Source organism: Aeromicrobium sp. A1-2 (genome assembly GCF_003443875.1).
Classification (GTDB): domain Bacteria; phylum Actinomycetota; class Actinomycetes; order Propionibacteriales; family Nocardioidaceae; genus Aeromicrobium.
On the sequence record NZ_CP027482.1, the window covers coordinates 2434795 to 2459964 of the forward strand.

A 25170-nucleotide genomic window follows, 5' to 3' on the forward strand; every position below is an offset into this window, starting at 1 on the left:
TGTCTCGCCACGATAGGCCGAGTGGGCCCAAAGCGCAGCGCGGTCAGCGGTTCTTCCACTGCGGCGTGCGCTTCTCGGCGAAGGCCATGACGCCCTCGAGCGTGTCCTCGCTGACCAGGAGCTGGTCCATCGCGTCGGTCTCCTTCCGAGCGGCGGCCACGTCGTCCGCGACGCCGCGCGTCTGCTCGATGACCTCCAGCGACAGCCGCACCGAGGTCGGTGACACCGCCACGATCTCGGCGGCGAGCTCACGTGCCGCAGCGAGCGCGCCGCCGTCCGGCACAACCCGGCTGACCAGCCCGAGACGGAGCGCTTCCGCCGCGGGGATGGCTCGACCCGTGAGGATCATGTCGTGCGCGATCTTCGTCGGGATCGCCCTGGGCAGTCGCACCACGCCACCCGCCGCCGCGAACAGGCCAACTTTGACCTCGGGCAGGGCAAACCGGGCGGACTCGTCGGCCACCGCGAGTTGACAGGCCAGGACGATCTCGAACCCTCCGCCCATCGCAGCACCGTTGACCGCCGCGATGACAGGCTTGTGCATGCCCTCCCGGGAGGTCAGACCGCCGAAACCGCTGCTGGGGAACCAGGGGAATCCGCCACCCTCCGTCGTCGTGGCGGTCAGGTCATTGCCGGCGCAGAAGGCGTCGTCGCCCGCGCCCGTGATGATCGCGACCCAGAGTTCCGGATCTGCGAGGTACGCATCGAAGATGCCATCGAGCTCGACGTGCGCGGCGGCGTGCAGGGCATTGCGCACCTGCGGCCGTTGCAGCGTCACCTCGAGGATGTGGCCATCGCGGCGTACTGCGACGTGCTCGTAGTCCTCACGCAGGCCCGTCGCAGGGCGAGGCAGCAGTTCGTCCATCCGCTCCGGGGTCAGGGTCACCCGGTTGCCGTAGCCGAACGACCGGGCGTATATCCGCGCGCCGATCGGCTCAGCGGCGCCGGTCAGGACCGCCACGAGATCGTCGTCGCCGGCCACAGTCGTGGCCAGAAACCGCCTGCCGTCGAGGCGTCCGACGACGATCCCGGTCGCGCCGGCCCGGGCGTGCTGCACCGTGTACGTCTCGATGATCGCCCAGCCGTCCGCCGCAGGCACCGAAGGGGCGGACTCCGGGACATCCAGCGTTTGCTGCAGCGCTGCGTTGTCGACCTTCGGCCACTCTGTCGGGGTAGTCGCGTAGATCCCCGCGGAGTACTTCGACAGGATCCCGCCGTTGGCGCCGACCAGGCCATACGTCCCCGGATCGCGACGGACCCGGTTCACGATCTCTGCGATCGCGTGCATCGAGTAGTTGTTGCCCGCGCCGCCGAAGAACGGCAGCCCGCCTGTGACGGTCAGGCCACGTGGATCATCGGCCGCGAGCCCCAGACCGTCGCAGACCGCGGACACCGCGATCGGGTAGCAGCTGTAGAGGTCGAGGTGCGCAAGGTCGCCCATGCCGATCCCGGCGACCTCGAGCGCATGCGTCACGGCCAGGACCGCGGCCGGGCTCGCCCCGAGGTCCGGGCGGTCGATGATCGAGCGCTCGGCCGTGTCGGCTCGCCCGTGCACGAAGGTCCACCGGTCCTCTACCACACCGAGCCGGCGGGCGGCCCCGACCGACATCATGAGCACGGCAGCACCCTGGTTGACCTGGTCACGGGCGATCACGAAGCGCGGGAACGGATCGGCGACCATGCGGTTGCGGTCCGTGATCGTCATGAGCTCATCGGCGGTGCGGCTGGTCGGTGCCGCCGCAAGGGGATTGACTGCCGCCACATCGGTGAATGGCGCGAACAGCTCGCCCATCGTGTGGGCGTACGCCTCGCGGTCCAGCCCGAGGGCTGCTCGCCGGGCGTGCTCCAGCAGGGCGTACTGGCTCGTCGCGTCGGTGAGCCCGTGGCGCACCTGCGGGAGGGTCACGATGCCGCGCAACCCATAGCCACGGTCCTCGACCGTCCCGCCCGGGTCCTCGGAGAAGTCCGGCGCGCCCTCGGAGCCGGCCAGGTGGCGAGCCGTCGAGATCGCCTCGGAGCCGGCGAGGAGCACGACCTCGGCCCGGCCGGCGGCGATCTCGTCACCGAGCTCTGAGACGAGGTGCTGCGGACCCTGCCCACCGGTGACCTCGAGGATCGCCCTCGCCGGGTCCGCACCGATCGCCCGGGCGATGGATCGCGCGACATTGGTCGAGCGACCCAGTGGCGCGTGGCCGATGGGGGTGGAGATCTCGAACTGCCGGATCGCGGCGATCGTGTCGATCGCGGCAGCGATCCCGGTGCCGGCGGCGTCGGCGAGGGCGTTCGCCGCGGCCCGGGCCGCGAGATCGACCGCCGACATGCCGCGGTAGTCAGGGTCGTTGACCTGTTCGGCGCACTGGCCCACTCCGACGATGACGGGCGTACGAGGGTCCAGACCTGCGAGAGAAGGCATGCGGATCACTATACTGACGGTTACCGTTCAGTATCAGGGAGAGGTCAATGGCACACGGCGCAACGCTGGGACGTCCCCGCGACCCCGGGATGGAGCACCGGGTCGAGCGCGCGGCCTGTCGGGTCTACGGCCGGCAGGGATGGGCCGGGTTCAGTATCGACGCGGTGGCCCGCGAGGCAGGGGTCGGCAAGGCATCGATCTACCTGCGGTGGAGTGACAAGAAGTCCCTGCTCACCGATGCTCTCGTCGCCACGCTGATCCGCGTCGACGAGGTCGACAGCGGATCGCTGCGCGGAGATCTCGAGACCTTGGCGCGGCACCACGTCGGCTACTACGTCGGCGACCTCAAGAATGCGGCACTGCGGATGACGACGGAGGCTCCGATGACACCCGAGCTGCGACCGACGTGGGAGGCGTGGCGCGAGTCCCAGGTCCGTACGGCGCGGGCGACGGTACGCCGCGGAATCGCCCGCGGCGAGCTCGCTGCCGACGCATCGGTCACCCTGCTCCTGGACACCCTCTTCGGTGCGGCGCTGATGCACGCGCTGGTCACGCCCGACGAGCTGTCGCTGCACAGCGAGTCCGACATCGACGACTACGCCTGCGCGCTGGCCGACTTCGTCCTAGCCGCCGCATCGCTACCAGCGCGGGTGAATCGCCTCACGTAACCGGCGGTCGTAGATGTCGCGGACCGTCGAGTCGAAGCCCTCGGGCAGCGCGACATCGGCGGCCTCGCTGTTGGACCGCGCCTGGGCGACGTTGCGGGCACCGGGAATTGCCGCCGTGATTCCGTCCTGAGCGAGGATCCACGCGACCGCAGCCTGCGCGGGACGCACCCCGTCGGGGACCGCGTCCGCAAGCTCCTGGGCCGCGGCGACCCCGGTCGCGAAGTCGACGCCCGAGAAGGTCTCGCCGACGTCGAATGCCTCGCCGTACCGGTTGTACGACCGGTGGTCGTCCGGCGCGAAGGTCGTGCTGGTCGTGTAGCGCCCCGACAGCAGCCCCGAGGCCAGAGGTACCCGCGCGATAACGCCGACACCGGCCTCGCGGGCCGCGGGCAGCACCTCGTCGAGCGGCTTGAGCCGAAACGCGTTGACGATGATCTGGACGCTCGCGACATTCGGCCGGGCGATCGCTGTCAACGCCTCGTCGACGGTCTCGACGCTCACTCCGTACGCGGCGATGGCACCCTCCTGCACGAGCAGGTCGAGCGCGTCGTACACCGCGTCGTCGGAAAAAACGGGTGTCGGCGGGCAGTGCAGCTGGACCAGGTCAAGCGTCTCGACCCCGAGGTTGGCGCGGGATCGATCAGTCCACCAACGGAAGTTGTCGAGCATGAAGTGGGCGGGGTCCTGCCCGGCCCGGCGCCCCATCTTGGTGGCCACGAAGATGTCGAGATCGGGTCGGTCGCGGAGAAACTCCCCGATCAGCTGCTCGCTGCGTCCGTCGCCGTAGACATCGGCCGTGTCGAAGAAGGTCACGCCACCCGCGACCGCGGTGTCGAGCACTGCCATGGCCTGGTCGTGGTCGACCTCGCCCCAGTCGGCGCCGAGCTGCCAGGTGCCCAGGCCCACGACCGAGACCTTTCGTCCGGTGCGGCCCAGTACGCGTGCGTCCATGACGTTCCCCCTTCGAGATGTGCTCCGGATCAACCTATGCCGCAACAGGCGTCAGCGGGTAGATCGCAGGAGCTGCGTCGAGCTCGCTGCCAAGGACCCACGCCGACCGGATGTGGGGCGTCTGCATGGGTCGTTCGAGTTCGGTGGGGCCATTCCGCTCCTCGACCGTCCGTCGAGCGGTGCGTCATTCGCCCATCCGAGGTCTGATGCACGACCAGCTCACCGCTCCCGCGAGGATGGGCAAAAGACTCACCGCCACATATTCGGGCGCATCGCGAGCCGCCCTCTGGTCGGTGCTCCCGGTGGGGGTCGAACCCACACTGTGACGGGTTTAAGCCATCTGCCTCTGCCGATTGGGCTACGGGAGCGCAGCGCCAGCCTAGTCACGCCGCACCGGTGGGTGACACGTACCGCTCGGGTTCAGCCGCGCGGAGCCAGCCGCTGGAGCTGGGTCACATGGCCGGGCTCGAGCTCGGCAACGCTGGTGACTCCCAGGAGGCGCATCGTGCGCTCGATGTCCTTGGTCAGGATCTCGATGGTCCGGTCGACGCCGCGGCGGCCGCCAGCCATCAGCCCGTAGAGGTACGCGCGGCCGATCAGCGTGAAGTCCGCCCCCCTCGCCAGCGCCGCGACGATGTCCTGGCCCGACATGATCCCGGTGTCCAGATGGATCTCGACCGAGTCGCCGACCGCCTGCTTGACGTCCGGCAGGAGATGGAACGGGATGGGTGCCCGGTCGAGCTGGCGGCCGCCATGATTGGACAGCAGCACTGCGTCCACGCCCATCTCTGCGAGCTTGACCGCGTCGGGAACACTCTGGACGCCCTTGACGATGACCTTGCCGTGCCACTGGTCCTTGATCCAGGCCAGGTCGTCGAACGTGACGGTGGGGTCGAACATCGTGTCCAGCAGCTCGGCCACCGTCCCGGACCACGTGTCGAGCGAGGCGAACGCCAGCGGCTCGGTCGTCAGGAAGTTGAACCACCACGCGGGCCGCGGGATCGCGTTGAGCACGGTCCGCGGTGACAGCGTCGGCGGGATCGTCATGCCGTTGCGGACATCGCGCAGCCGCGCACCGGCGACCGGCACGTCCACCGTGACGAGCAACGTGTCGAAGCCGGCCTTGGCGGCGCGGTCGACCAGCGCCATCGACCGCTCCCGGTCCTTCCACATGTAGAGCTGGAACCAGTTGCGGCCGTTCGGCGCCGAAGCCGCGACATCCTCGATCGCGGTCGTGGCCATCGTGGACAACGAGTACGGGATGCCGGCCGCCTCGGCAGCAGTCGCTCCGGCAATCTCACCCTCGGACTGCATCATCCGGGTGAACCCGGTCGGCGCGATGCCGAACGGGAGGGCCGAGCGCACCCCCAGCACCTCGACCGACGTGTCCACGACCGACACGTCGCGCAGGATCGCCGGGTGGAACGTGATGTCCTCGAATGCGTGGCGGGCGCGGGCCAGCGACAACTCGGCGTCCGCGGCACCGTCGGTGTAGTCGAAGGCCGCCCTGGGGGTGCGTCGCTTGGCGATCGTCCGCAGGTCGTCGATCGTGAGCGCCTGGCCGAGCCGGCGGCGGGTCGGGTTGAAGGTCGGGGTCTTGAACTTCAGCAGCGGCAGGAAGTCCCGTGGACGGGGGAAGCGGCGGCGCTGGGCCATGGTGGTCCTTTCGGGTCCTACGCGGAGATGACGACGGAGTCGGGTTCCAGGCCGGCGAGCAAGCGATGGATCTGGTGGCGGACGACCCCCTCGATCCGCGGCCGCATCGCTGTCGACATGCCACCGACGTGCGGTGAGACGAGGACGCCCGGGGTCGTCCACAAGGGATGATCGGGCGGCAGCGGCTCGGGATCAGTCACATCGGTGGCGTAGCGGATGCGACCTGCCTGCCGCACGACCGCGTCTGTGTCGGTGATCTTGCCGCGCGACACATTGACCACGACCGCGCCATCGGGCAACGCGCTCAGGAACGCGTCGTCGATCATGCCCTCGGTTGTCTCGGAAAGCGGGACCGCGACGACGACCGCATCAACCCTGGGCAGCAGCCCGGCAAGCTCGTCTGAACCGTGCACGGTCCCGCGACCGTCCGCCCGTCGGTGGCCTGCGACCCTTACGAGCTCGGCATCGAATCCGGTCAGGCGCTTCTCGATTTCGCCGCCGATGCCGCCGTGGCCGAGCAGCATGATCCGTCGGTCCAGCAGACTCGCGGTCAGGCGTCGGTTCCACTGCGGGCGTTCGCGGGCAAAGGCATCGATCTCTCGCTGCGAGGCAAGCAGCAGGGCGACCGCGAGTTCCGCGGTGGAGCCCTCGTGCACACCGATTGCGTTGCAGCAGGTGATGCCGGCGGGCAGCGCGGCCTCGACCCCGTCGAAGCCGAGGGTCTGCAGCTGCAGGACGCCGAGTCGCTGCGGGTCGATCCGCTCGAGGCCATCCGTGGCGTTGCGGTACGTGCTCACCGCGAGGGCGACGTGGCCGTCCGGCTGGGGCTGGGCGACGTCCCAGACTTCGAGCTCGACCCGAGAGTCGATGGCGGCGAGGCGCTCGAGCCAGCCCTCGTCAGGGACTGTCACGCGAAGAGGCGCCGTGGTGAAGTCGATCATGCTTTATCCTCCGACACCTGGTGGTGCACGGCAACGGCTCGGGTCGTGCGTCGTGCTCAGGTGCTGACCATGTCCCAGGCGATGCCGTCGAGGATGTCGTGCTCGCTGACGACCAGGGTATCGGTCGCCAGTGGCAGCAGCTCGGCCAGCCGGTCGAGAATCAGCGCACCGGCGCCGATGACGTCGGCGCGACCCGGGTGCATGAACGGTAGGGCGCGACGGTCCGCGACGGACATCTGGACCAACGACAGACAGGCCGCGCGGACGTCGCCGATCGACATCCGGGCGCCATGGATCGTCGCCGAGTCGTACGAGGGGAGTGCCAGCGAGTGGGCCGCGACCGTCGTCACGGTCCCGGCCACGCCGACGAATGAGGCGACCGGATCGATCTGGGAGACGATCGGCGCAAGCACACTGTCGACGTGGTTCATGCAGGCGATGACCTCTGCCACCGAAGCCGGGTCGCTGGTCAGGAAGCGCTCCGTCAACCGCACCGAGCCGATGTCGAGCGAGACCGACCACTCGACGTCCTCCCCCGTGCCGACGACGATCTCGGTCGACCCACCGCCGATGTCGATCACCAGAGTGCGCTCGACCTCCAGGTCGCGAGTTGCTCCGAGGAACGAGGCGCGCGCCTCGTCGAGGCCCGCCAGGACGATCGGGCGTACGCCGAGGATCCCCTCGATCGCATCCTCGAAGACCGCCGCGTTGTCGGCATCGCGAACAGCCGAGGTAGCGCAGAAGCGGACCTGCGTGGCTTCGAACATCTCGATCATCGCGGCAAACTCACGGGTCGCCTGGACCGCGCGCTCGATGGCCTCCTCGGCCAGGTGATGCGTGCGATCAACGTCCTGACCCAGGCGCACGATGCGCATCTCCCGCAGCAGATCGGTCTTGCTGCCGTCCGCGATGTCGCTGATCAGCAGGCGGATCGAGTTGGTCCCGCAGTCGATCACGGCCACACGCGCAGGATGCTCAGGCATTCGTCGAGGGTATCGAGCCGCGTCTTCCGGGCGTCACTCCGCCTCGACACGCGTCACGGCGCGGCGGGGCGGCCATAGGTGGAATACCAGCCCCTTAGTCCGTGACGGCACCACAGGCATTGCCGGTCCACCAGTCGCCCAGCAGCTCCAGCGCCTCGTCGCCCAGCGGGTTGACCCCGGGCCCCTTGGCCAACGAGTGACCCACCAGGACGTGCAGGCACTTGACCCGGGTCGGCATGCCACCAGCGGTGATGCCGTCGATCTCGGGGACGTGGCCGATGGCTTCCCGCTCGGCGAGGTAGGCGACGTGCGCCTTCTCGTACGCCTCGGCCAGGACCGGGTCCTCCGCGATCCGTTCGGTCATCTCGCGCATCAGTCCCGAAGCCTCCAACGTGCCGATCTCGGCGGCGAGGCGGTCGCAGGTCAGGTAGAACATGGTCGGGAATGGCGTGCCGTCGTCGAGCCGCGGCTCGGTCTTGACGACGTTGGGGTGGCCCGACGGGCAACGCGACATCACTTCGAGGATGCCGCGGGGAGGTCGGCCGAGCTGCTCGGCGACCGCGTCGAGGTCTGCTTGGGGGACCGTCATTTGTTCTTCAGCACCTTGTTCGGATCTGTCGTCGGCTTGCTGGCCTTGGGCGTCTTGCCTGACTCCTTGACGCTGCCCCACAGCTTGTCGTACCACTGCGTTGGCGCGTCGAGCGTCGGCACATCACCCTTGACTCCTTGACGCTGCCCCACAGCTTGTCGTACCACTGCGTCGAGGCAGCGACAGGTGGCGCGTCGAGCGTCGGCACATCACCCTTGACGGTCCCGTCGCTGCCGATCACCCGATAGCCGACCTCCCCGGGGGTGACCCAGCCGAAACGCTGCTTGGCCTGCTGCTTGACGTAGGCGGGATCGTCCCAACGCGTCTTCTGGTCCTCGAGCGCGACGATTTGCTGCTTCTTCATAACGATCTCGGCCTTGGTGGCCTGGATGTCGCCGCGCTGATCCCACCAGGCGTGCAGCGTCGAGGTGTAGGACGCGACCAGGAGCAGGACGACCGAGAGCAGGACGATCGCACGCGTCGTGAGCTGGGGACCTGTGCCCGCCTTGGAGACCGGCTTCTTGGGCGCGCGCGGGCGCGGCGCGGGGCGTCCGCCACGCTGCCCGGACGGCCGTCGCCCGCGATCGGGCGGCTTCCGTCCGGGGCCGCGTGGAGAACGCTGTGCCATGGTCCCTAGAGCGCCAGCCGCGGGAAGGCGGAGGCGCCGGCGTAGCTCGCGGACGACCCGAGGGCCTCCTCGATGCGCAGCAGCTGGTTGTACTTCGCGACCCGGTCGGAGCGAGCCGGCGCACCGGTCTTGATCTGACCGCAGTTGGTCGCGACGGCGAGGTCGGCGATGGTGGTGTCCTCGGTCTCGCCCGAGCGGTGGCTCATCATGCAGGCAAAACCGTGCCGGTGGGCCAGGTCGACCGAGTCGAGCGTCTCGGTCAGCGAGCCGATCTGGTTGACCTTGACCAGCAGCGCATTGGCCGCGGCCTCGTCGATGCCCCGGGTCAGCCGCTCGACGTTCGTGACGAACAGGTCGTCCCCGACGACCTGGACCGCGTCGCCGATCATCTGGGTCAGCGTCGTCCAGCCGGCCCAGTCGTCCTCGTCGAGCGGATCCTCGATCGAGACGATCGGGAAGTCGGCCGCGAGCTGGGCGTAGTACGCCGACATCTCCTCGGCGGTCTTCTGCTCCCCCTCGAACGCGTATGTGCCGTCGGTGAAGAACTCCGAGGCGGCGACGTCGAGCGCGAACGCGATGTCGGTGCCGACCTTGAGGCCAGCGGCCTCGACGGCGACCGTGATGAGCTCGAGCGCAGCGCGGTTGGAGTCAAGGTTGGGGGCGAAGCCACCCTCGTCGCCCAGGCCCGTCGACAGACCCCGCTTGTTGAGCACGGACTTGAGCGCGTGGTAGACCTCGGCACCCTGCCGCAGCGCCTCGGAGAACGTGCTCGCGCCGATCGGCGCGATCATGAACTCCTGAATGTCGACATTGGAGTCGGCGTGCGAGCCGCCGTTGAGGATGTTCATCATCGGGACCGGCAGGACGTGGGCGTTGGGTCCGCCCACATAGCGGAACAGCGGCAACTTGGCTGACTCGGCCGCCGCCTTCGCCGCAGCGAGCGAGACACCGAGGATTGCGTTGGCGCCGAGCTTGGCCTTGTTGTGAGTGCCATCGAGGTCGATCATCGCGAGGTCGATCGCACGCTGATCGTCGGCGTCGAAGCCGACAAGAGCTGGCCCGATCTTGTCGTTGACCCCGGCGACGGCCTTGAGCACGCCCTTGCCGAGATAGCGCTTGCCTCCATCACGGAGCTCGACGGCCTCGAACGCGCCCGTGGAGGCGCCCGATGGGACCGCGGCGCGAGCGATCGTGCCATCGTCGAGGGCGACCTCCACCTCGACGGTCGGGTTGCCCCGCGAATCTAGAATTTCCCGTGCGCCGACGGCGTCGATGCGTGCCAAGAGACTGCTCCTCGTGAGTAAACGGACCTGCACGGACAGCCTAGTCCCGTTGCCCCCACGCCCATGAACGCCTCGCCCGCGGGACCCGCGAGCTGGACTCACGCAGCCGTGATGGCTGCCACAGGCCGGCTGTGGCAGCATGCGTCACGTGACGACCGCTGCGGCATCCCGCCGACGACGTACCAGACCGATGATGCTCGCTGCCACGGCGCTCGTGGTCGTCGCTGTCGTCGGATGGATCGTGCTCGCCGCGACGGCCCGCGGGGCCATCGTCGCAGTCCCCAAGTCGTTGACCTGCGGTGACGTCCCGGTCACGTACGACATCCTTGGCGGCATCAATGACGACGGGGTGCCGACGCCGGCGTTCGAGCTCACCGCGGAACCAGGCACGAAGTGCAGCCTGACGATCGTCATCGTCAACACCGGGTCACGTGCGGTCCACGTCGACACGATGGAGTTCCCGGAGCTCACGCCGGGTCCTTCGCGGGGACATCTCGTGATGGTCAGCCGCGATCTGGAGTCCGACACCGCGCCGGAACGAGATGACGATGCGACCGGGAGCGCGATCTTCTCGATCGACCAAGACGTCCGCGGGCATGCCTCGATGGCCCGCCGGTTCGAGCTCGCCTACAGGGCGCCGATATCCACCTGTCAAGACGAGGACTACTCGGAGGCGCACCACGGGATCCCCCTCGTCAGGACGTCCTCGCTCGGGCTCAGCGGCACCACCAAGGGCGCGGTCAACCTGCTGATCCGCGGCACGGGCGTCGCCGGCAGCGACTGCGGCTAGCCCAGTAGGCGCACGGCCTGGCGAAGCACCTCTTCGGCGTCCCGACCCTCGCCGCGCGCCTCGGTCACGAGCGCGAGCAGCCGTGAGCCGAGATCCTCACCGGTCACGTCGATCGTCCCGAGTCGACCTATCACCTTGTCGGCGTACGCGAGCGCGGGAAGGCTCGCCGGGACGCCTTCGAACGCCGACGTCCGCTGCTTCTCGATGGCCTTGAGCCGCTGCCAGTTGGCATCGACCTCCTCGGCGCTCGAGACTGTGACGTCGCCGAAGACGTGCGGGTTGCGGCTGACCAGCTTGGCCGCGATCCCAGCGGCGACGTCGTCGATGTCCCACCCTTCGCCCTCCGCCGCGATACGGGCGTGGAACACGATCTGCATCAGCAGGTCGCCGAGCTCCTCGCGCAGATGGTCGCCGTCGCCGCTGTCCAGAGCCTCGAGGGTCTCGTGCGCCTCCTCGAGCAGATAGTGGCTCAGCGAGTCGTGCGACTGCTGTGCGGTCCAGGGGCACTCGCGACGCAACCGGTCCATGACCTCCACGACGTCGAGCAGGGCCGACCCGGGCAGGTCGTACGACCCGAAGATCACCTCGACCGCGGGGGCGTCACCAGCCATCAGGTCATCAGCCATCGTGCGGGCCCAGGCCGCATCGCCGGTTGGGGCGATCCACACTGTGTCCGCCTCGTACGACGGACGCTCCGCGATCTCGACCGGGATCCCGGACGACACGATGGCGCGTACGTGCGGATCGTCGACCGACGCGCGCACCGCGCCCGCGGCACGCAGCACGTCCCACGCCTGCAGCGTCAAGATTCCCGGAGCGACCCGTGGGCTGATGACGACGATCTGCATCAGGAACAGCGTTGGGCAGCGGGGAGGTCAGTGGGCTGGGGAGCAGCGAGATCGGCCGGCGCAACCGAGATCGAACCGGTCGAGGCGATCTGCTTCGTGGTGCTGCTCAGACCGAAGCGTGGAGCGAACTTCACGTCGTTGTCGGCGTACGCCGCGTTGATCTGGGCCCGTCCCGCTTGGGCCAGCTCTGCCTCGTTGGCCTCGGTGCGTGCCTGGCCGGTGCTGTCCGCACCGAGCGCGATCGAGATGACCGAAATCTCCTGGCTGTCCTCGATGGCTGCGTTGATCTGATCAAGGTCACCCTTGGGGAACGCCGTGGCGATCTGATCCTTCTGGGCGCCCGTCAGCTCGTAGTCGCTCGGCCTCGGCGTCACGCCCGCATCCGCGGCGAGCCGACGAGCGATGACCACCGACACCAACGAGGTGATCGCCTGACGCCGGAGCTCGGCATTGTCCGGCGCTGCGCCACCCTGGGCCTCGGCCGAGCGCAAGGTCAGCGTGCAATAGATTGCGGCGGTCTGGTTGAGGCTCTTCATGGAGATCGACTCGCCGGCCACCACGGCGGCGTCGCCCGGGTGCACTGCGCTGCAGGCAGACAGGGTCAGGGCGGTAAGGGTCAGGACGGCAGCGCGTGCACGGGTCAGCATGGACACAGATTACCCACGCTCTGCTCCGCAGCCCACGACAGACCCGGCAGGACCGAGAACCGCGAGTGGGCAACGACGGATAGCTGCGCTGTTCGACGGGCGCGGATGGCCTCAGTCGAATGGAGCGAACGCAAGAATGACCGGCACCAGCGACACGAGGTCACCGATACCGGCCATTCCGTCTTGCTCAAAAATGCAGCAAGGCCGCTCCCGTTAGGGAGCGGCCTCGCGCAAAATTTGTCCGGCGACGTCCTACTCTCCCACACAGTCTCCCGTGCAGTACCATCGGCGCTGAAAGGCTTAACTTCCGGGTTCGGAATGTTACCGGGTGTTTCCCTTTCGCCATGGTCGCCGAAACTCTATTGAGATATCAACAAAACCTTGGAGCCCTTGCGGGCTTTCCGGTTCCCGAAACATATCTCGGGAACCTCACAGTGGACGCGGTGTACATCTTTGTAAGAAACAAGCCCTCGGCCTATTAGTACCGGTCGGCTCCACACATTGCTGTGCTTCCACCTCCGGCCTATCAACCCAGTGGTCTGCTGGGGGCCTTACCTGGTAAACCAGTGGGAAACCTCATCTTGAAACACGCTTCCCGCTTAGATGCTTTCAGCGGTTATCGCTTCCGAACGTAGCTAACCAGCAGTGCTCCTGGCGGAACAACTGGCACACCAGAGGTTCGTCCATCCCGGTCCTCTCGTACTAGGGACAGATTTTCTCAAGTTTCCTACGCGCGCGGCGGATAGGGACCGAACTGTCTCACGACGTTCTAAACCCAGCTCGCGTGCCGCTTTAATGGGCGAACAGCCCAACCCTTGGGACCTGCTACGGCCCCAGGATGCGACGAGCCGACATCGAGGTGCCAAACCATCCCGTCGATATGGACTCTTGGGGAAGATCAGCCTGTTATCCCCGGGGTACCTTTTATCCGTTGAGCGACGCCGCTTCCACTTGCCAGCGCCGGATCACTAGTTCCGACTTTCGTCCCTGCTCGAGCTGTCACTCTCACAGTCAAGCTCCCTTGTGCACTTACACTCGAAACCTGATTGCCAACCAGGCTGAGGGAACCTTTGAGCGCCTCCGTTACATTTTAGGAGGCAACCGCCCCAGTTAAACTACCCATCAGGCACTGTCCCTGATCCAGATAATGGACCTAGGTTAGATATCTAGTACAGCCAGAGTGGTATTTCAACGTTGACTCCACCTGAACTGGCGTCCAAGCTTCACAGTCTCCCACCTATCCTACACAAACTGAACCAAACACCAATACCAAACTATAGTAAAGGTCCCGGGGTCTTTCCGTCCTGCCGCGCGTAACGAGCATCTTTACTCGTAGTGCAATTTCGCCGAGTCCATGGTTGAGACAGCGCCCAAGTCGTTACTCCATTCGTGCAGGTCGGAACTTACCCGACAAGGAATTTCGCTACCTTAGGATGGTTATAGTTACCACCGCCGTTTACTGGGGCTTAAGTTCTGTGCTTCGCTTGCGCTGACACGTCCCCTTAACCTTCCAGCACCGGGCAGGAGTCAGTCCGTATACGGCGTCTTTCGACTTAGCACGGACCTGTGTTTTTAGTAAACAGTCGCTTGGGCCTGGTCTCTGCGGCCTTCAACGCTTCTCGGAGCAAGTCCGATAACGCATCCGGCCCCCTTCTCCCGAAGTTACGGGGGCATTTTGCCGAGTTCCTTAACCATGGTTCACTCGATCACCTTAGTATTCTCTACCTGACCACCTGAGTCGGTTTGGGGTACGGGCGGCTCTAGATCTCGCTAGATGCTTTTCTCGGCAGCATAGGATCACTCACTTCGACTAAAACGTCTCCCCATCAGATCTCAGGCATGTGAATGACGGATTTGCCTATCATTCGCCCTACGTCCTTGGCCCGGGACTACCATCGCCCGGGATGAGCTACCTTCCTGCGTCACACCATTGCTTGCTTACTACCAGATCGGGTCGTGCGCAGCGCCGGCTTCGCTCCGAAGAGTCCCGCCAGTTTTGGGCACTTAGCATTTCTGGGTTCTGCATGGGCGATCTAATGCCGGTACGGGAATATCAGCCCGTTGTCCATCGACTACGCCTGTCGGCCTCGCCTTAGGTCCCGACTTACCCAGGGAAGATTAGCTTGACCCTGGAACCCTTGGTCATTCGGTGGAGGAGTTTCTCACTCCTCATTCGCTACTCATGCCTGCATTCTCACTCGTGTAGCCTCCACGGCTGGATCACTCCGCCGCTTCGCTGGCCACACGACGCTCCCCTACCGATCCATGCGCCTGGACCACGAAGGCCTGGCTATTGCATAAATCCCATAGCTTCGGTGGATAACTTGAGCCCCGCTAAATTGTCGGCGCGGAATTACTTGACCAGTGAGCTATTACGCACTCTTTAAAGGGTGGCTGCTTCTAAGCCAACCTCCTGGTTGTCACTGCGACTCCACATCCTTTTCCACTTAGTTATCGCTTTGGGACCTTAGCTGATGGTCTGGGCTGTTTCCCTCTCGACAATGGAGCTTATCCCCCACTGTCTCACTGCTGCGCTCTCACTTACCGGCATTCGGAGTTTGGCTGAATTCGGTAAGCTTGTAGGCCCCTAGTCCATCCAGTGCTCTACCTCCGGCAAGAAACACGCAACGCTGCACCTAAATGCATTTCGGGGAGAACCAGCTATCACGGAGTTTGATTGGCCTTTCACCCCTATCCACAGGTCATCCCCCCAGTTTTTAACCTAGGTGGGTTCGGTCCTCCACGCGGTCTTACCCGCGCTTCAACCTGCCCATGGATAGATCACTCCGCTTCGGGTCTAGATCCTGCAACTATGGTCGCCCTATTCGGACTCGCTTTCGCTACGGCTACGGCTCGACGCCTTAACCTCGCTACAGAACACTAACTCGCAGGCTCATTCTTCAAAAGGCACGCTGTCACCCTTCACAAGTGAAGAGCTCCAACGGATTGTATGCACATGGTTTCAGGTACTATTTCACTCCCCTCCCGGGGTACTTTTCACCTTTCCCTCACGGTACTAGTCCGCTATCGGTCATCGAGGAGTATTTAGGCTTAACGGGTGGTCCCGCTAGATTCACACCGAATTTCAGGGGTTCGGTGTTACTTGGGATGACACAAAAGAGCCATGAGCTTACGTGTACGGGGTATCACCCTCTATGCCGCGACTTTCCAGTCGGCTTTCACTTCACTCATGGTTTATGACTCTTTGTCTGATCGGCAGAACAGACCATGTGGTCCCACAACACCCCAGTGACAACGCCTGCCGGCTATCACATCACTGAGGTTTAGCCTGATCCGGTTTCGCTCGCCACTACTACCGGAATCACTTTTGTTTTCTCTTCCTGTGGGTACTGAGATGTTTCACTTCCCACGTTCCCTCCTGCTGCCCTATGTGTTCAGACAGAGGTACCTGGACTTTACTCCAGGTGGGTTTCCCCATTCGGACATCCCCGGATCACAGGTCGGTTGTCACCTTCCCGGGCTTTTCGCAGACTCCAACGTCCTTCATCGGCTCTCGATGCCAAGGCATCCACCATGTGCACTTAGTAGCTTGTTGTTACTACAAAGATGCTCGCGTCCACTGTGAAGTTCTCAAAATACGTTCGGTCCCGCATAAAATTCCACGCCTACCAGAAACGCCCTCACGGGTCGAACCTGGTGGTTCGTGGGTATATGCGGTCCGAGAAACCAACTCTTCCGAGCTGATCCCTCAGGACCCAACAGTGTGCCTGATCTGATGACTACTTCCCAACGACTTTCCACGCTCCGAAGAGCAGTACTGACGCTGCTGGCTGTCACCAAGCCAAATAATCGACGATCCACTAGTGAGCTGAAGCGCATCAACACATTCGGTTGATAAACGCCTCATGGACAGCCACCACGATGGGCGACTGCCAGATGCTCCTTAGAAAGGAGGTGATCCAGCCGCACCTTCCGGTACGGCTACCTTGTTACGACTTCGTCCCAATCGCCAGCCCCACCTTCGACAGCTCCCTCCGTAAACGGTTGGGCCACTGGCTTCGGGTGTTGCCGACTTTCATGACGTGACGGGCGGTGTGTACAAGGCCCGGGAACGTATTCACCGCAGCGTTGCTGATCTGCGATTACTAGCGACTCCGACTTCATGGGGTCGAGTTGCAGACCCCAATCCGAACTGAGACCGGCTTTTTGGGATTCGCTCCACCTTGCGGTTTCGCAGCCCTTTGTACCGGCCATTGTAGCATGCTTGAAGCCCTGGACATAAGGGCATGAAGACTTGACGTCATCCCCACCTTCCTCCGAGTTGACCCCGGCAGTCTCCTATGAGTCCCCACCATTACGTGCTGGCAACATAGAACGAGGGTTGCGCTCGTTGCGGGACTTAACCCAACATCTCACGACACGAGCTGACGACAGCCATGCACCACCTGTAAACCGACCACAAGGGGGCCGTATCTCTACGGCTTTCCGGCATATGTCAAACCCAGGTAAGGTTCTTCGCGTTGCATCGAATTAATCAGCATGCTCCGCCGCTTGTGCGGGCCCCCGTCAATTCCTTTGAGTTTTAGCCTTGCGGCCGTACTCCCCAGGCGGGGCGCTTAATGCGTTAGCTGCGGCACGGAGACCGTGGAAGGTCCCCACACCTAGCGCCCAACGTTTACGGCATGGACTACCAGGGTATCTAATCCTGTTCGCTCCCCATGCTTTCGCTCCTCAGCGTCAGGTAATGCCCAGAGAACCGCCTTCGCCACCGGTGTTCCTCCTGATATCTGCGCATTCCACCGCTACACCAGGAATTCCGTTCTCCCCTGCATACCTCTAGTCTGCCCGTATCGGAAGCACGCTCAGGGTTGAGCCCTGAGTTTTCACTCCCGACGCGACAAACCGCCTACGAGCCCTTTACGCCCAATAATTCCGGACAACGCTCGGACCCTACGTATTACCGCGGCTGCTGGCACGTAGTTGGCCGGTCCTTCTTCTGCAGGTACCGTCACTTTCGCTTCGTCCCTGCTGAAAGAGGTTTACAACCCGAAGGCCGTCATCCCTCACGCGGCGTTGCTGGATCAGGCTTTCGCCCATTGTCCAATATTCCCCACTGCTGCCTCCCGTAGGAGTCTGGGCCGTGTCTCAGTCCCAGTGTGGCCGGTCACCCTCTCAGGCCGGCTACCCGTCAATGCCTTGGTGAGCCATTACCTCACCAACAAGCTGATAGGCCGCGAGCTCATCCTTCTCCGCCGGAGCTTTCCACTCCAGACCATGCGGTCCGAAGTCATATTCGGCATTAGCCATCGTTTCCAATGGTTATTCCAAAGAGAAGGGCAGATTGCTCACGTGTTACTCACCCGTTCGCCGCTCGTGTACTCCCGAAGGAGCCTTACCGCTCGACTTGCATGTGTTAAGCACGCCGCCAGCGTTCGTCCTGAGCCAGGATCAAACTCTCCGTTGAAACAGCTAAAGCGCTGTCAAACTTCAGTTCGACTCTGACAAACTATTTGCTGACAAATAAATTGTCCGAATTAATCCATCGACCATCACAGCAAACCCGAAGGCTCACCGATCAACCTCGACGGGGTACTACTAATTAATCTCGTCGACTTTTGGCACACTGTTGAGTTCTCAAGGATCAGACGCACACCTAGCCACAACCAAACGGTCACAGCCTCGGGGCAACTCGTCTAACTTACACGGTTCGATTCACCAGGATGAACCCGGGTCTCTCGCTGTGTATCAGCTTCCGTTATCAGCGATCCGTCTCCGGGAGCCTGTAAAGACCCCGTGCCGTTGATCGTTTCGGTTGAGCTGGCTGGAAGTTCAAGCGGCTGGCTTTTCGGCCGTTCGCTGCGCTGTCCAACAAGAAGAACACTACCTGCCGTATGCGCGGAACGCCAAATCCAGAGCGGCATGATCTCGCGACTCCTGACGCTCGCTGGTCGAGCGTGGCGCCGGACGGCCGGAATAGCGCGGTTTCTGCTTGCCGACGTCGCTGCCACGGAGACTGAGAAGTGGCCCACGTCACTGCCGCACGACGCCTGCGCGCGCGTGCACCCCTAGGCTCGACCCATGATTCGTCAGCGACTGGCCCGCACCGTCATCCGTGCGAAGGGTTTCACGATGGTCGGCGAGGTGCCCGAGACCGGCATCCTGGTCGGGGCCCCTCACACTTCGAACTGGGACTTCGTCACGATGCTCATGGTGATGTGGCACGACGGTGCGCATCCACGAGTGCTCGTCAAGAAGCAGCTGTTCAAGGGCCCACTCGGCTGGGCGCTGCGTGCGTTCGGGGGCGTCCCGCTGGATCGCGACAACGCCAGCCGTGTGGTGGGCGACCTGGCCCGCGAGGCCAAGAGCGGCGAGCCGTTCCGGTTGATCCTGGCGGCGGAGGGCACCCGTTCCAAGGGCGAGTACTGGAAGTCCGGGTTCCTGCGGCTGTCGAAGGACACCGGGCTGCCGATCACGCTGGCGTTCTACGATCCGCCAACCAAGACCATGGGATTCGGACCGACGTTCCACGCCACCGACGACGTACGGGCGGACATGGACCTGGTCCGTGCGTTCTTCGTCGACAAGCACGGAATCAAGCCCAAGAACGCCACCCCGCCCCGTCTCCGCGAAGAGGAGTGAAGCCGCGCAGCTAGGCCGGCACGAGGGTGTCGACGACGGTGCGCGTCCAGTCCAACAGCTCGCGACCGACCAGCGGCGAGCCGCCCACCGGTGCCGTCCTGGGACGCGGCACCAGAGCCACCTCTGCGGCGACCTTGTAGGTGCTGCGGGGATAGATCCGCTGCAGGCGCATCTGGGCCGAGTCGGGCAGCTTGAGCGGGGCAAACCGGACGTTCGGCCCCGCGGCTGTGACCTCGGTCAGGCCGGCGTCCCGCACGCGGACGCGCAGGCGGGCCACATCGAGCAGCATCTCGACCTCTTCGGGCGGCTCGCCGTAGCGGTCGACCAGCTCGGAGCGCAGCTCGTCGACATCGGCCAGCAGACGGACGTCCGCGAGTCGTTTGTACATCTCGAGGCGGAGCCGCTCGCTCTGGACGTACTCGTGGGGCAGGTGCGCCGCGATCGGCAGCTCGATCTTGACTTCGCGCTCGGGCTCGGCGTCGCCGCGGAACTCCGCGACCGCCTCCCCCACGAGCCGGACGTACAGGTCGAAGCCAACGTCGGCGATGTGCCCGGACTGCTCGCCACCGAGCAGGTTGCCAGCACCACGGATCTCGAGGTCCTTCATCGCGACCGCCATGCCGCCGCCGAGCTCGGAATGCTGGGCAATCGTCGCGAGCCGGTCGTGCGCGGTCTCGGTGAGCGGCTTCTCCGGCGGGTAGAGGAAGTAGGCGTATGCCCGTTCGCGCGAGCGACCGACCCGGCCACGGAGCTGATGCAGCTGCGAGAGCCCGAGCGTGTCGGCGCGCTCGATGATCATGGTGTTGGCGTTGGAGACGTCGAGCCCCGACTCGACGATCGTGGTGCAGACCAGCACGTCGTAGCGCTTCTCCCAGAAGTCGACCATGACCTCCTCGAGCTGGTGCTCCCCCATCTGGCCGTGCGCCGCCGCGACCCGCGCCTCAGGCACGAGCTCCTTGATCTTGGCGACGGCCTTGTCGATGCTCTGCACCCGGTTGTGGATATAGAACGCCTGGCCCTCGCGCAGAAGCTCCCGCCGGATCGCAGCAACGATCTGCCGGTCCTCGTATGCCCCGACGAACGACAGCACGGGGTGCCTCTCCTCCGGCGGTGTCGCGATCGTGGACATCTCGCGGATCCCGGTGATCGCCATCTCGAGCGTGCGCGGGATCGGCGTCGCCGACATCGACAGCACGTCCACGGCCGCGCGGAGCATCTTCATGGCTTCCTTGTGCTCGACGCCGAACCGCTGCTCCTCGTCGACGATCACCAGACCGAGGTCCTTGATCTTGACGCCGGGCTGCAGCAGTCGGTGCGTGCCGATGACCATGTCGATCGAGCCGTCGGCGAGGCCCGCGAGCGTCTCCTTGGACTCCTTGTCGGTCTGGAACCGCGACAGCGGCTTCATCGTGACCGGGAACTGGCCGAACCGCTCCGCGAAGGTTGCGTAGTGCTGCTGCACCAACAGGGTCGTCGGGACCAGCAGAATGACCTGCTTGCCGTCCTGGATCGCCTTGAACGCTGCGCGCACGGCGATCTCGGTCTTCCCGTAGCCGACGTCACCGCACACCAGCCGGTCCATCGGGACCGTCCGCTCCATGTCGCGCTTGACCTCGTCGATCGTGACCATCTGGTCAGGTGTCTCAACGAAGGCGAAGGCGTCCTCGAGCTCGGCCTGCCACGGGGTGTCCGGACCGAAGGCGTGCCCCTTGGTCGCCTGCCGCGCGGCGTAGAGCTTGATCAGCTCGCCAGCGATCTGGCGTACTGCCTTGCGGGCCTTGTTCTTGCGCGTCGTCCAGTCCGAGCCACCCAGCCGATCGAGGGTCGGGGACTCGCCGCCGACGTAGCGGCTGATCTGGTCGAGCTGGTCCATCGGGACGAACAGCCGGTCGGCGGGTTGCCCCCGTTTGGACGGCGCGTACTCCACGACGAGGTACTCACGGGCCGCACCCTGCACGACCCGTTGCATGAGCTCGACGTAGCGGCCCAGGCCGTGCTGCTCATGGACCACGAAGTCACCGGCCTTGAGCTCCAGCGGGTCGACCTGCTTACGCCGACGGGCTGGCATCTTGCGCTCGGACCGGTCAGCAGCACGCTGGCCGACGAGATCGTCGTACGTCAGGACAACCAGGCCCAGCGGCACCGACACCAGACCGTGGTCGAGCTCTCCGCAGCTGATCTGCACGACGCGTGGCGACGGGCCGGTGACCTCGTCGTCGAGCGCGGCGGCGACGTCGTTCTCGGCGAGCCACTCCAGCGTGCGTTGGGCCTGGCCATGACCCGGCGCGACGAACACGACGCGCCGGTCGACCGCGATCCACGCCTTGATGTCCGCCAGCGCGGCGGCGGTGTCACCACGGTAGGCAGGCGCCGCCTCCAGGTGCACGGTGCGCGTCTGCTCGTCGAGGTCCAGACCGAACGGCGACTGGGTGAACCAGGTGTGGCCGAGGCCGAGGGTCTCCAGCCGGACGTCATCGAGCGAGTGGAATGCCGCGGAGCCCAGATCGATCGGCGCCTCGGCGCCGGTGGCTGCCGCGGCCCACGATGCCTGCAGGAACTCCTCGCTCGTCGCGACCAAATCGGCCGCACGGGCCTTGACCCGCTCGGGATCCATGACCAGGATCGACGACCGCGGCGGGAACAGGGCGACCAGATTCTCCATCTCGTTGGTCAGGACCGGAGTCAGCGACTCCATGCCCTCGACCGCGTGGCCCAGGGAGATCTTGGTGAAGATCTCGGCCAGCGAAGGGTGCGCTACTGCGAGATCGGCGGCGCGCGCACGGACGTCATCGGTCAGAAGCAGCTCGCGACACGGCGGCGCCCACACATGAGTGACCTCCTCGAGGGTGCGCTGGTCGGCCACCGCGAAGCGGCGGATCTCGTCGACCGTGTCGCCCCAGAACTCGATCCGGAGCGGGTGCTCCTCGGTCGGCGGGAACACGTCGATGATGCCGCCACGCACGGCGAACTCGCCGCGTCGTTCGACCAGGTCGACGCGTGAGTACGCTGCACCGGCCAGCCGCTGCACGACGTCGTCCAGAGCGACGTCGTCGCCCTTGTGGAGCTCGACCGGGGTCAGATCGGCCAGGCCCTTGACCTGCGGCTGCAGCAGGGACCGCACCGGTGCGACCACAACACGCAGCGGTCCTGTGGCGGTCGACGAGTCAGCTGGGCCGGCCTCGGTCGGATGCACCAGTCGACGCAGCACGGCCAACCGGCGTCCAACGGTGTCCGAGCGCGGCGACAGTCGCTCGTGTGGCAGCGTCTCCCACGCCGGGAAGTACGCCACGGCGTCGGCGCCGAGGAGCCCGCCGAGCTGGGTCGTCAGGTCTTCGGCCTCGCGGGCGGTCGCGGCCACGGCCAGCACGGTCGACTGCTGGGCCAGGGCGTACGCCAAGAACGGGCGAAGGGGCTCGGGGGCCTGGAGGTCGAGCTCTTGGAGCCCGTCCCGTCGGTCCGCGAGTGTCTGTACGAGGGTGGGTTCGGTGGCGACGAGATCCGCGAGAGGCTGCAAGGTCATGACCTGCCCAATCTACTGGTCCGCGACAACGGCGCGACGTCCGTGTCACGATGACCACGTGAGCACGACCCCGGCGCCCGACCACGGTCAGGGCTTCGTCGCGAGCGTGGTGATCCCGGCCCACAACGAGGAACGGGGCATTGCCCGAAATCTTGCCGCCCTGCTCGACGGAGCTGGCCCGCTCGACATCATCGTGGTGTGCAACGGCTGCACCGACACCACCGCCGAGGTTGCCCGCGGCTTCGAGCCTGCCGTACGGGTACTCGAGATCACCGAGGCGTCCAAGAGCGCTGCGACGCGGCTCGGCAATGCCTCGAGCGACGTGTTCCCGCGCGTGCACCTGGATGCCGATGTCGCACTGTCCGGTGCGGATCTCGGCCGGCTGCTCGAGCCGTTGGCGCGGCCCGGAGTGCTGGCGACCGCGCCACAGCGGGTCATCCCCCGCGACGGCTGTCATCCCGTGGTTCGCTGGTACTACGACGTGTGGGAGCAGCTGCCCCAGGTGCGCAATGGCCTCTTCGGCCGGGGCGCCTTCGCGCTCAGCCGCGAGGCGCAGGACCGGGTCAGCTCACTGCCCACGGTCATGAGCGACGACCTGGCCGCCTCCGACGCATTCAGGGACTCCGAACGCCTCGTCGTCGAGACCGCGACCGTCATGGTCTGGCCACCCCGCACGATCGGCGACCTGATGCGCCGGCGGATCCGGGTCGTGACCGGCAACGCCCAGGCCAGCCAGGTCGGCGTGCGCCGCGCGGACTCGGCCACCGGCCTCTCGACCCTGTGGGGCCTCGCTCGTCGGCGGCCGGCGCTGGTCCCCCGGATCGGCGTGTTCCTGGCCGTCACGGTCGTCGCCCGCCTGCGTGCCCGCCGAGCCGCGCGGGCCGGCGACTTCACGACATGGCAGCGGGACGAGTCCTCACGCGCCTGATGCTCAGCTGACCTCGTCGGGTATTCCGCTGTCCGGGTTGGCGCCCAGCCAGTCCGTGACGCCGTCGTCGCGCACCGCCGTCCAGAGGTCGTCGTTGCCGATCTCGTCGAGATAGACCACGCTCTGCGCGCCCTCCATGCCGGTGCCCGCGAGCGGCACGGTCAAGTACTGGATGTTGGCCGAGCGCAGGTTGCGCAGCGAGATCAGCAGGCTCCGCATCGAGCCCACCGACCACCCACGGTCGACGGACAGGTTGTTGGTCAGTGTGTCGAGGACGTCGTAGGCCTGGGTCGGGTCCTTGCGGAACTCCTGTCGCAACGTCTCGTCGAGCAGGGTGCGCAGGAAGTACTGCTGCCGATGGATGCGATCGAAGTCCCCACCGGGCAGGCCGGCTCGCTGCCCGACGTAGTCGAGCGCCTCCGCGCCGTCCATCGTGTGCCGGCCCGCCTCCCAGGTGATGTGCCGGTAGCGGTCGTGAACCGTCTCCGGAATGTCCAGGGTCACCCCACCGAGCGCATCGGTCAGCTCCTTGAAGCCGTCCCAGTCCACGACCGCCAGGTGGTCGATGCGGACGTTGGTGAGCTTCTCGATCGTCCGCACCGCGAGCGACGGGCCGCCGAACGAGAACGCCGCATTGATCTTGTTGGCGCCGTAGCCCGGCACCACGACCCACGAGTCGCGCGGGATCGAGATCACCGATGCGCCACGGCGATCGGCATCGATGTGCAAAATCATGATCGCGTCAGACCGCTGGGCGCCCGGGACCCACATCGTCGCCTGGGCCAACGCGCCGGTGGTCTGCTTTTCGGACCGGCGGTCGGTGCCCATCAACAGGATGTTGACCGCGTCCGCGGCCTCGCCGGCAGGCTCGACCGGTCGGGTCGGCAGGCCGACGAACACGTTGTCGATACGGTCGAGCTGGCTCGTCAGCCTGTGCTGGAGGTAGAGCGCGACACCCGCGAGCGTCAGGACGGGAACCATGATGCTGACGGTCAGGCCAATCAGCACCGTGCGCACGCGATGGCGCCGCCGGGGCGGCTCACGTCCGATCTCCGCGAGCACGCTGTCCCTCAGAGCCCGAAGGTCTCGGTGAGGAGGTCGTCGACCACGACGTAGGTCTGGGCCGTCCGCGGACACCGGAACGCGCCGCCGCCGACGTCGTCCAGAGGAACACCGGCCCGGCCGACCCATCCGACCCGACGAGCAGGGACACCCACGACGAGAGCGAAGTCGGGAACGTCCTTCGTCACGACCGAGCCGGCGGCGACCATGGCCCACCGGCCGATCGTGATCGGCGCAATGCAGACTGATCGGGCGCCGATCGCCGCGCCTTCGTGCACCACGACACCGACTGCTTCCCAGTCGTCGGCGGACTTGAGCTCGCCGGACGGCGTGACCGCCCGGGGGAACAGATCGTTCGTCAGCACCACGGCCGGACCGATGAAGACCCCGTCGGCCAGGACCGCGGGCTCGTAGACGAGCGCATGGTTCTGGATCTTGCACCGGTCGCCGACGACCGCGCCCGGCCCGATGTAAGCCCCGCGGCCGATGACGCACTGGACGCCGATCGAGGCCGCCTCGCGCACCTGGGCAAGGTCCCAGACCGTCGTCCCGGCACCGATCGTGGCGCCATCGTCGACGTCGGCGCTGGCCGAAATGCGCGCAGAACTCAGGTCTTCCATGATCGCCCCATGTGCCGATTCTCCCCGGGTTCGTGAAATCAGC

General features: G+C 65.7%; 17 protein-coding genes, 1 tRNA gene and 3 rRNA genes. 4 read left to right on the plus strand and 17 right to left on the minus strand.

Features of this window, described 5'->3' with window-relative positions; all coding sequences use genetic code 11:
* Positions 1–43: 43 nt before the first annotated feature.
* On the minus strand, positions 44–2413 hold the full coding sequence (locus tag C6I20_RS11925) for an acetyl-CoA acetyltransferase (RefSeq protein WP_118398874.1): 2370 nt from the start codon (positions 2411–2413) through the stop codon (positions 44–46).
* Positions 2414–2460: 47 nt separating this feature from the next.
* On the opposite strand from C6I20_RS11925, the gene C6I20_RS11930 reads away from it, so the two are divergent.
* The gene (locus tag C6I20_RS11930; RefSeq protein ID WP_118396165.1) at positions 2461–3081 is read left to right on the plus strand and encodes a TetR/AcrR family transcriptional regulator; all 621 of its coding nucleotides are present in this window, start codon (positions 2461–2463) and stop codon (positions 3079–3081) included.
* On the opposite strand, the gene C6I20_RS11935 is transcribed toward C6I20_RS11930, so the two are convergent.
* The 8 genes from C6I20_RS11935 to eno all read right to left on the minus strand — a co-directional run bounded on the left by C6I20_RS11935 (position 3052) and on the right by eno (position 10112).
* The gene (locus tag C6I20_RS11935) at positions 3052–4032 is read right to left on the minus strand and encodes an aldo/keto reductase (protein ID WP_118396166.1); all 981 of its coding nucleotides are present in this window, start codon (positions 4030–4032) and stop codon (positions 3052–3054) included. The two genes, C6I20_RS11930 and C6I20_RS11935, sit on opposite strands and share 30 nt — an antisense overlap.
* A gap of 294 nt (positions 4033–4326) precedes the next feature.
* A tRNA-Leu gene (locus tag C6I20_RS11940) sits at positions 4327–4400 on the minus strand.
* Between the two features lie 52 nt (positions 4401–4452).
* Positions 4453–5688 carry an alpha-hydroxy acid oxidase gene (locus tag C6I20_RS11945; protein ID WP_118396167.1) on the minus strand — a complete coding sequence of 412 codons (1236 nt, stop codon included), beginning with the start codon at positions 5686–5688 and terminating at the stop codon, positions 4453–4455.
* A 17-nt stretch (positions 5689–5705) separates the two neighbouring features.
* Positions 5706–6629, minus strand: coding sequence for an NAD(P)-dependent oxidoreductase (locus C6I20_RS11950; protein ID WP_118396168.1), 924 nt, complete (start codon positions 6627–6629; stop codon positions 5706–5708).
* Between the two features lie 56 nt (positions 6630–6685).
* The gene (locus tag C6I20_RS11955; RefSeq protein WP_118396169.1) at positions 6686–7612 is read right to left on the minus strand and encodes a Ppx/GppA phosphatase family protein; all 927 of its coding nucleotides are present in this window, start codon (positions 7610–7612) and stop codon (positions 6686–6688) included.
* A 94-nt stretch (positions 7613–7706) separates the two neighbouring features.
* A complete protein-coding gene (locus C6I20_RS11960; protein WP_118396170.1) occupies positions 7707–8201 on the minus strand; it encodes a DUF501 domain-containing protein in 495 nt (164 codons plus the stop codon).
* A 7-nt stretch (positions 8202–8208) separates the two neighbouring features.
* The gene (locus C6I20_RS11965) at positions 8209–8829 is read right to left on the minus strand and encodes a septum formation initiator family protein (protein ID WP_118396171.1); all 621 of its coding nucleotides are present in this window, start codon (positions 8827–8829) and stop codon (positions 8209–8211) included.
* A gap of 5 nt (positions 8830–8834) precedes the next feature.
* A complete protein-coding gene (gene eno / locus C6I20_RS11970) occupies positions 8835–10112 on the minus strand; it encodes a phosphopyruvate hydratase (RefSeq protein ID WP_118396172.1) in 1278 nt (425 codons plus the stop codon).
* 148 nt (positions 10113–10260) lie between these two features.
* Here eno and C6I20_RS11975 point away from each other — a divergent pair, with 148 nt between their 5' ends.
* A complete protein-coding gene (locus C6I20_RS11975) occupies positions 10261–10902 on the plus strand; it encodes a hypothetical protein (RefSeq protein ID WP_162891294.1) in 642 nt (213 codons plus the stop codon).
* On the opposite strand, the gene C6I20_RS11980 is transcribed toward C6I20_RS11975, so the two are convergent.
* From C6I20_RS11980 to C6I20_RS12000, 5 genes are all read right to left on the minus strand, one after another.
* Positions 10899–11750 (minus strand): MazG family protein, encoded by an 852-nt coding sequence (locus tag C6I20_RS11980; RefSeq protein WP_118396174.1) that lies wholly within the window; start codon positions 11748–11750, stop codon positions 10899–10901. The two genes, C6I20_RS11975 and C6I20_RS11980, sit on opposite strands and share 4 nt — an antisense overlap.
* On the minus strand, positions 11750–12397 hold the full coding sequence (locus C6I20_RS11985; RefSeq protein WP_118396175.1) for a hypothetical protein: 648 nt from the start codon (positions 12395–12397) through the stop codon (positions 11750–11752). Before C6I20_RS11985 ends, C6I20_RS11980 begins: the two co-directional genes overlap by 1 nt.
* 239 nt (positions 12398–12636) lie before the next feature.
* A 5S ribosomal RNA gene (rrf, locus tag C6I20_RS11990) occupies positions 12637–12753 on the minus strand.
* A 102-nt stretch (positions 12754–12855) separates the two neighbouring features.
* Positions 12856–15953 (minus strand): 23S ribosomal RNA (locus C6I20_RS11995).
* Between the two features lie 352 nt (positions 15954–16305).
* Positions 16306–17822, minus strand: a 16S ribosomal RNA gene (locus C6I20_RS12000).
* The 16S, 23S and 5S rRNA genes sit together here, the layout of an rRNA operon.
* Positions 17823–18436: 614 nt before the next feature.
* Here C6I20_RS12000 and C6I20_RS12005 point away from each other — a divergent pair.
* The gene (locus C6I20_RS12005) at positions 18437–18997 is read left to right on the plus strand and encodes a 1-acyl-sn-glycerol-3-phosphate acyltransferase (protein WP_118396176.1); all 561 of its coding nucleotides are present in this window, start codon (positions 18437–18439) and stop codon (positions 18995–18997) included.
* 10 nt (positions 18998–19007) lie between these two features.
* Here C6I20_RS12005 and mfd read toward each other — a convergent pair whose 3' ends face one another.
* Positions 19008–22517 (minus strand): transcription-repair coupling factor, encoded by a 3510-nt coding sequence (gene mfd, locus C6I20_RS12010; RefSeq protein WP_118396177.1) that lies wholly within the window; start codon positions 22515–22517, stop codon positions 19008–19010.
* A gap of 58 nt (positions 22518–22575) precedes the next feature.
* Here mfd and C6I20_RS12015 point away from each other — a divergent pair, with 58 nt between their 5' ends.
* Positions 22576–23445 carry a glycosyltransferase family 2 protein gene (locus C6I20_RS12015; RefSeq protein WP_216822881.1) on the plus strand — a complete coding sequence of 290 codons (870 nt, stop codon included), beginning with the start codon at positions 22576–22578 and terminating at the stop codon, positions 23443–23445.
* A 3-nt stretch (positions 23446–23448) separates the two neighbouring features.
* On the opposite strand, the gene C6I20_RS12020 is transcribed toward C6I20_RS12015, so the two are convergent.
* Both C6I20_RS12020 and C6I20_RS12025 read right to left on the minus strand, forming a co-directional pair.
* Positions 23449–24507 carry an LCP family protein gene (locus C6I20_RS12020; RefSeq protein ID WP_162891295.1) on the minus strand — a complete coding sequence of 353 codons (1059 nt, stop codon included), beginning with the start codon at positions 24505–24507 and terminating at the stop codon, positions 23449–23451.
* Between the two features lie 8 nt (positions 24508–24515).
* On the minus strand, positions 24516–25118 hold the full coding sequence (locus C6I20_RS12025; RefSeq protein WP_216823091.1) for an acyltransferase: 603 nt from the start codon (positions 25116–25118) through the stop codon (positions 24516–24518).
* Between the last annotated feature and the right edge of the window lie 52 nt (positions 25119–25170).

Excerpts from the sequence above, each read along its gene's own strand:
- C6I20_RS11925 (WP_118398874.1), bottom strand. The coding sequence starts at position 2,413 with ATGCCTTCTCTCGCAGGTCTGGACCCTCGTACGCCCGTCATCGTCGGA.
- C6I20_RS11930 (WP_118396165.1), top strand. The coding sequence starts at position 2,461 with ATGGCACACGGCGCAACGCTGGGACGTCCCCGCGACCCCGGGATGGAG.
- C6I20_RS11935 (WP_118396166.1), bottom strand. The coding sequence starts at position 4,032 with ATGGACGCACGCGTACTGGGCCGCACCGGACGAAAGGTCTCGGTCGTG.
- C6I20_RS11945 (WP_118396167.1), bottom strand. The coding sequence starts at position 5,688 with ATGGCCCAGCGCCGCCGCTTCCCCCGTCCACGGGACTTCCTGCCGCTG.
- C6I20_RS11950 (WP_118396168.1), bottom strand. The coding sequence starts at position 6,629 with ATGATCGACTTCACCACGGCGCCTCTTCGCGTGACAGTCCCTGACGAG.
- C6I20_RS11955 (WP_118396169.1), bottom strand. The coding sequence starts at position 7,612 with ATGCCTGAGCATCCTGCGCGTGTGGCCGTGATCGACTGCGGGACCAAC.
- C6I20_RS11960 (WP_118396170.1), bottom strand. The coding sequence starts at position 8,201 with ATGACGGTCCCCCAAGCAGACCTCGACGCGGTCGCCGAGCAGCTCGGC.
- C6I20_RS11965 (WP_118396171.1), bottom strand. The coding sequence starts at position 8,829 with ATGGCACAGCGTTCTCCACGCGGCCCCGGACGGAAGCCGCCCGATCGC.
- C6I20_RS11980 (WP_118396174.1), bottom strand. The coding sequence starts at position 11,750 with ATGCAGATCGTCGTCATCAGCCCACGGGTCGCTCCGGGAATCTTGACG.
- C6I20_RS11985 (WP_118396175.1), bottom strand. The coding sequence starts at position 12,397 with ATGCTGACCCGTGCACGCGCTGCCGTCCTGACCCTTACCGCCCTGACC.
- C6I20_RS12005 (WP_118396176.1), top strand. The coding sequence starts at position 18,437 with ATGATTCGTCAGCGACTGGCCCGCACCGTCATCCGTGCGAAGGGTTTC.
- mfd (WP_118396177.1), bottom strand. The coding sequence starts at position 22,517 with ATGACCTTGCAGCCTCTCGCGGATCTCGTCGCCACCGAACCCACCCTC.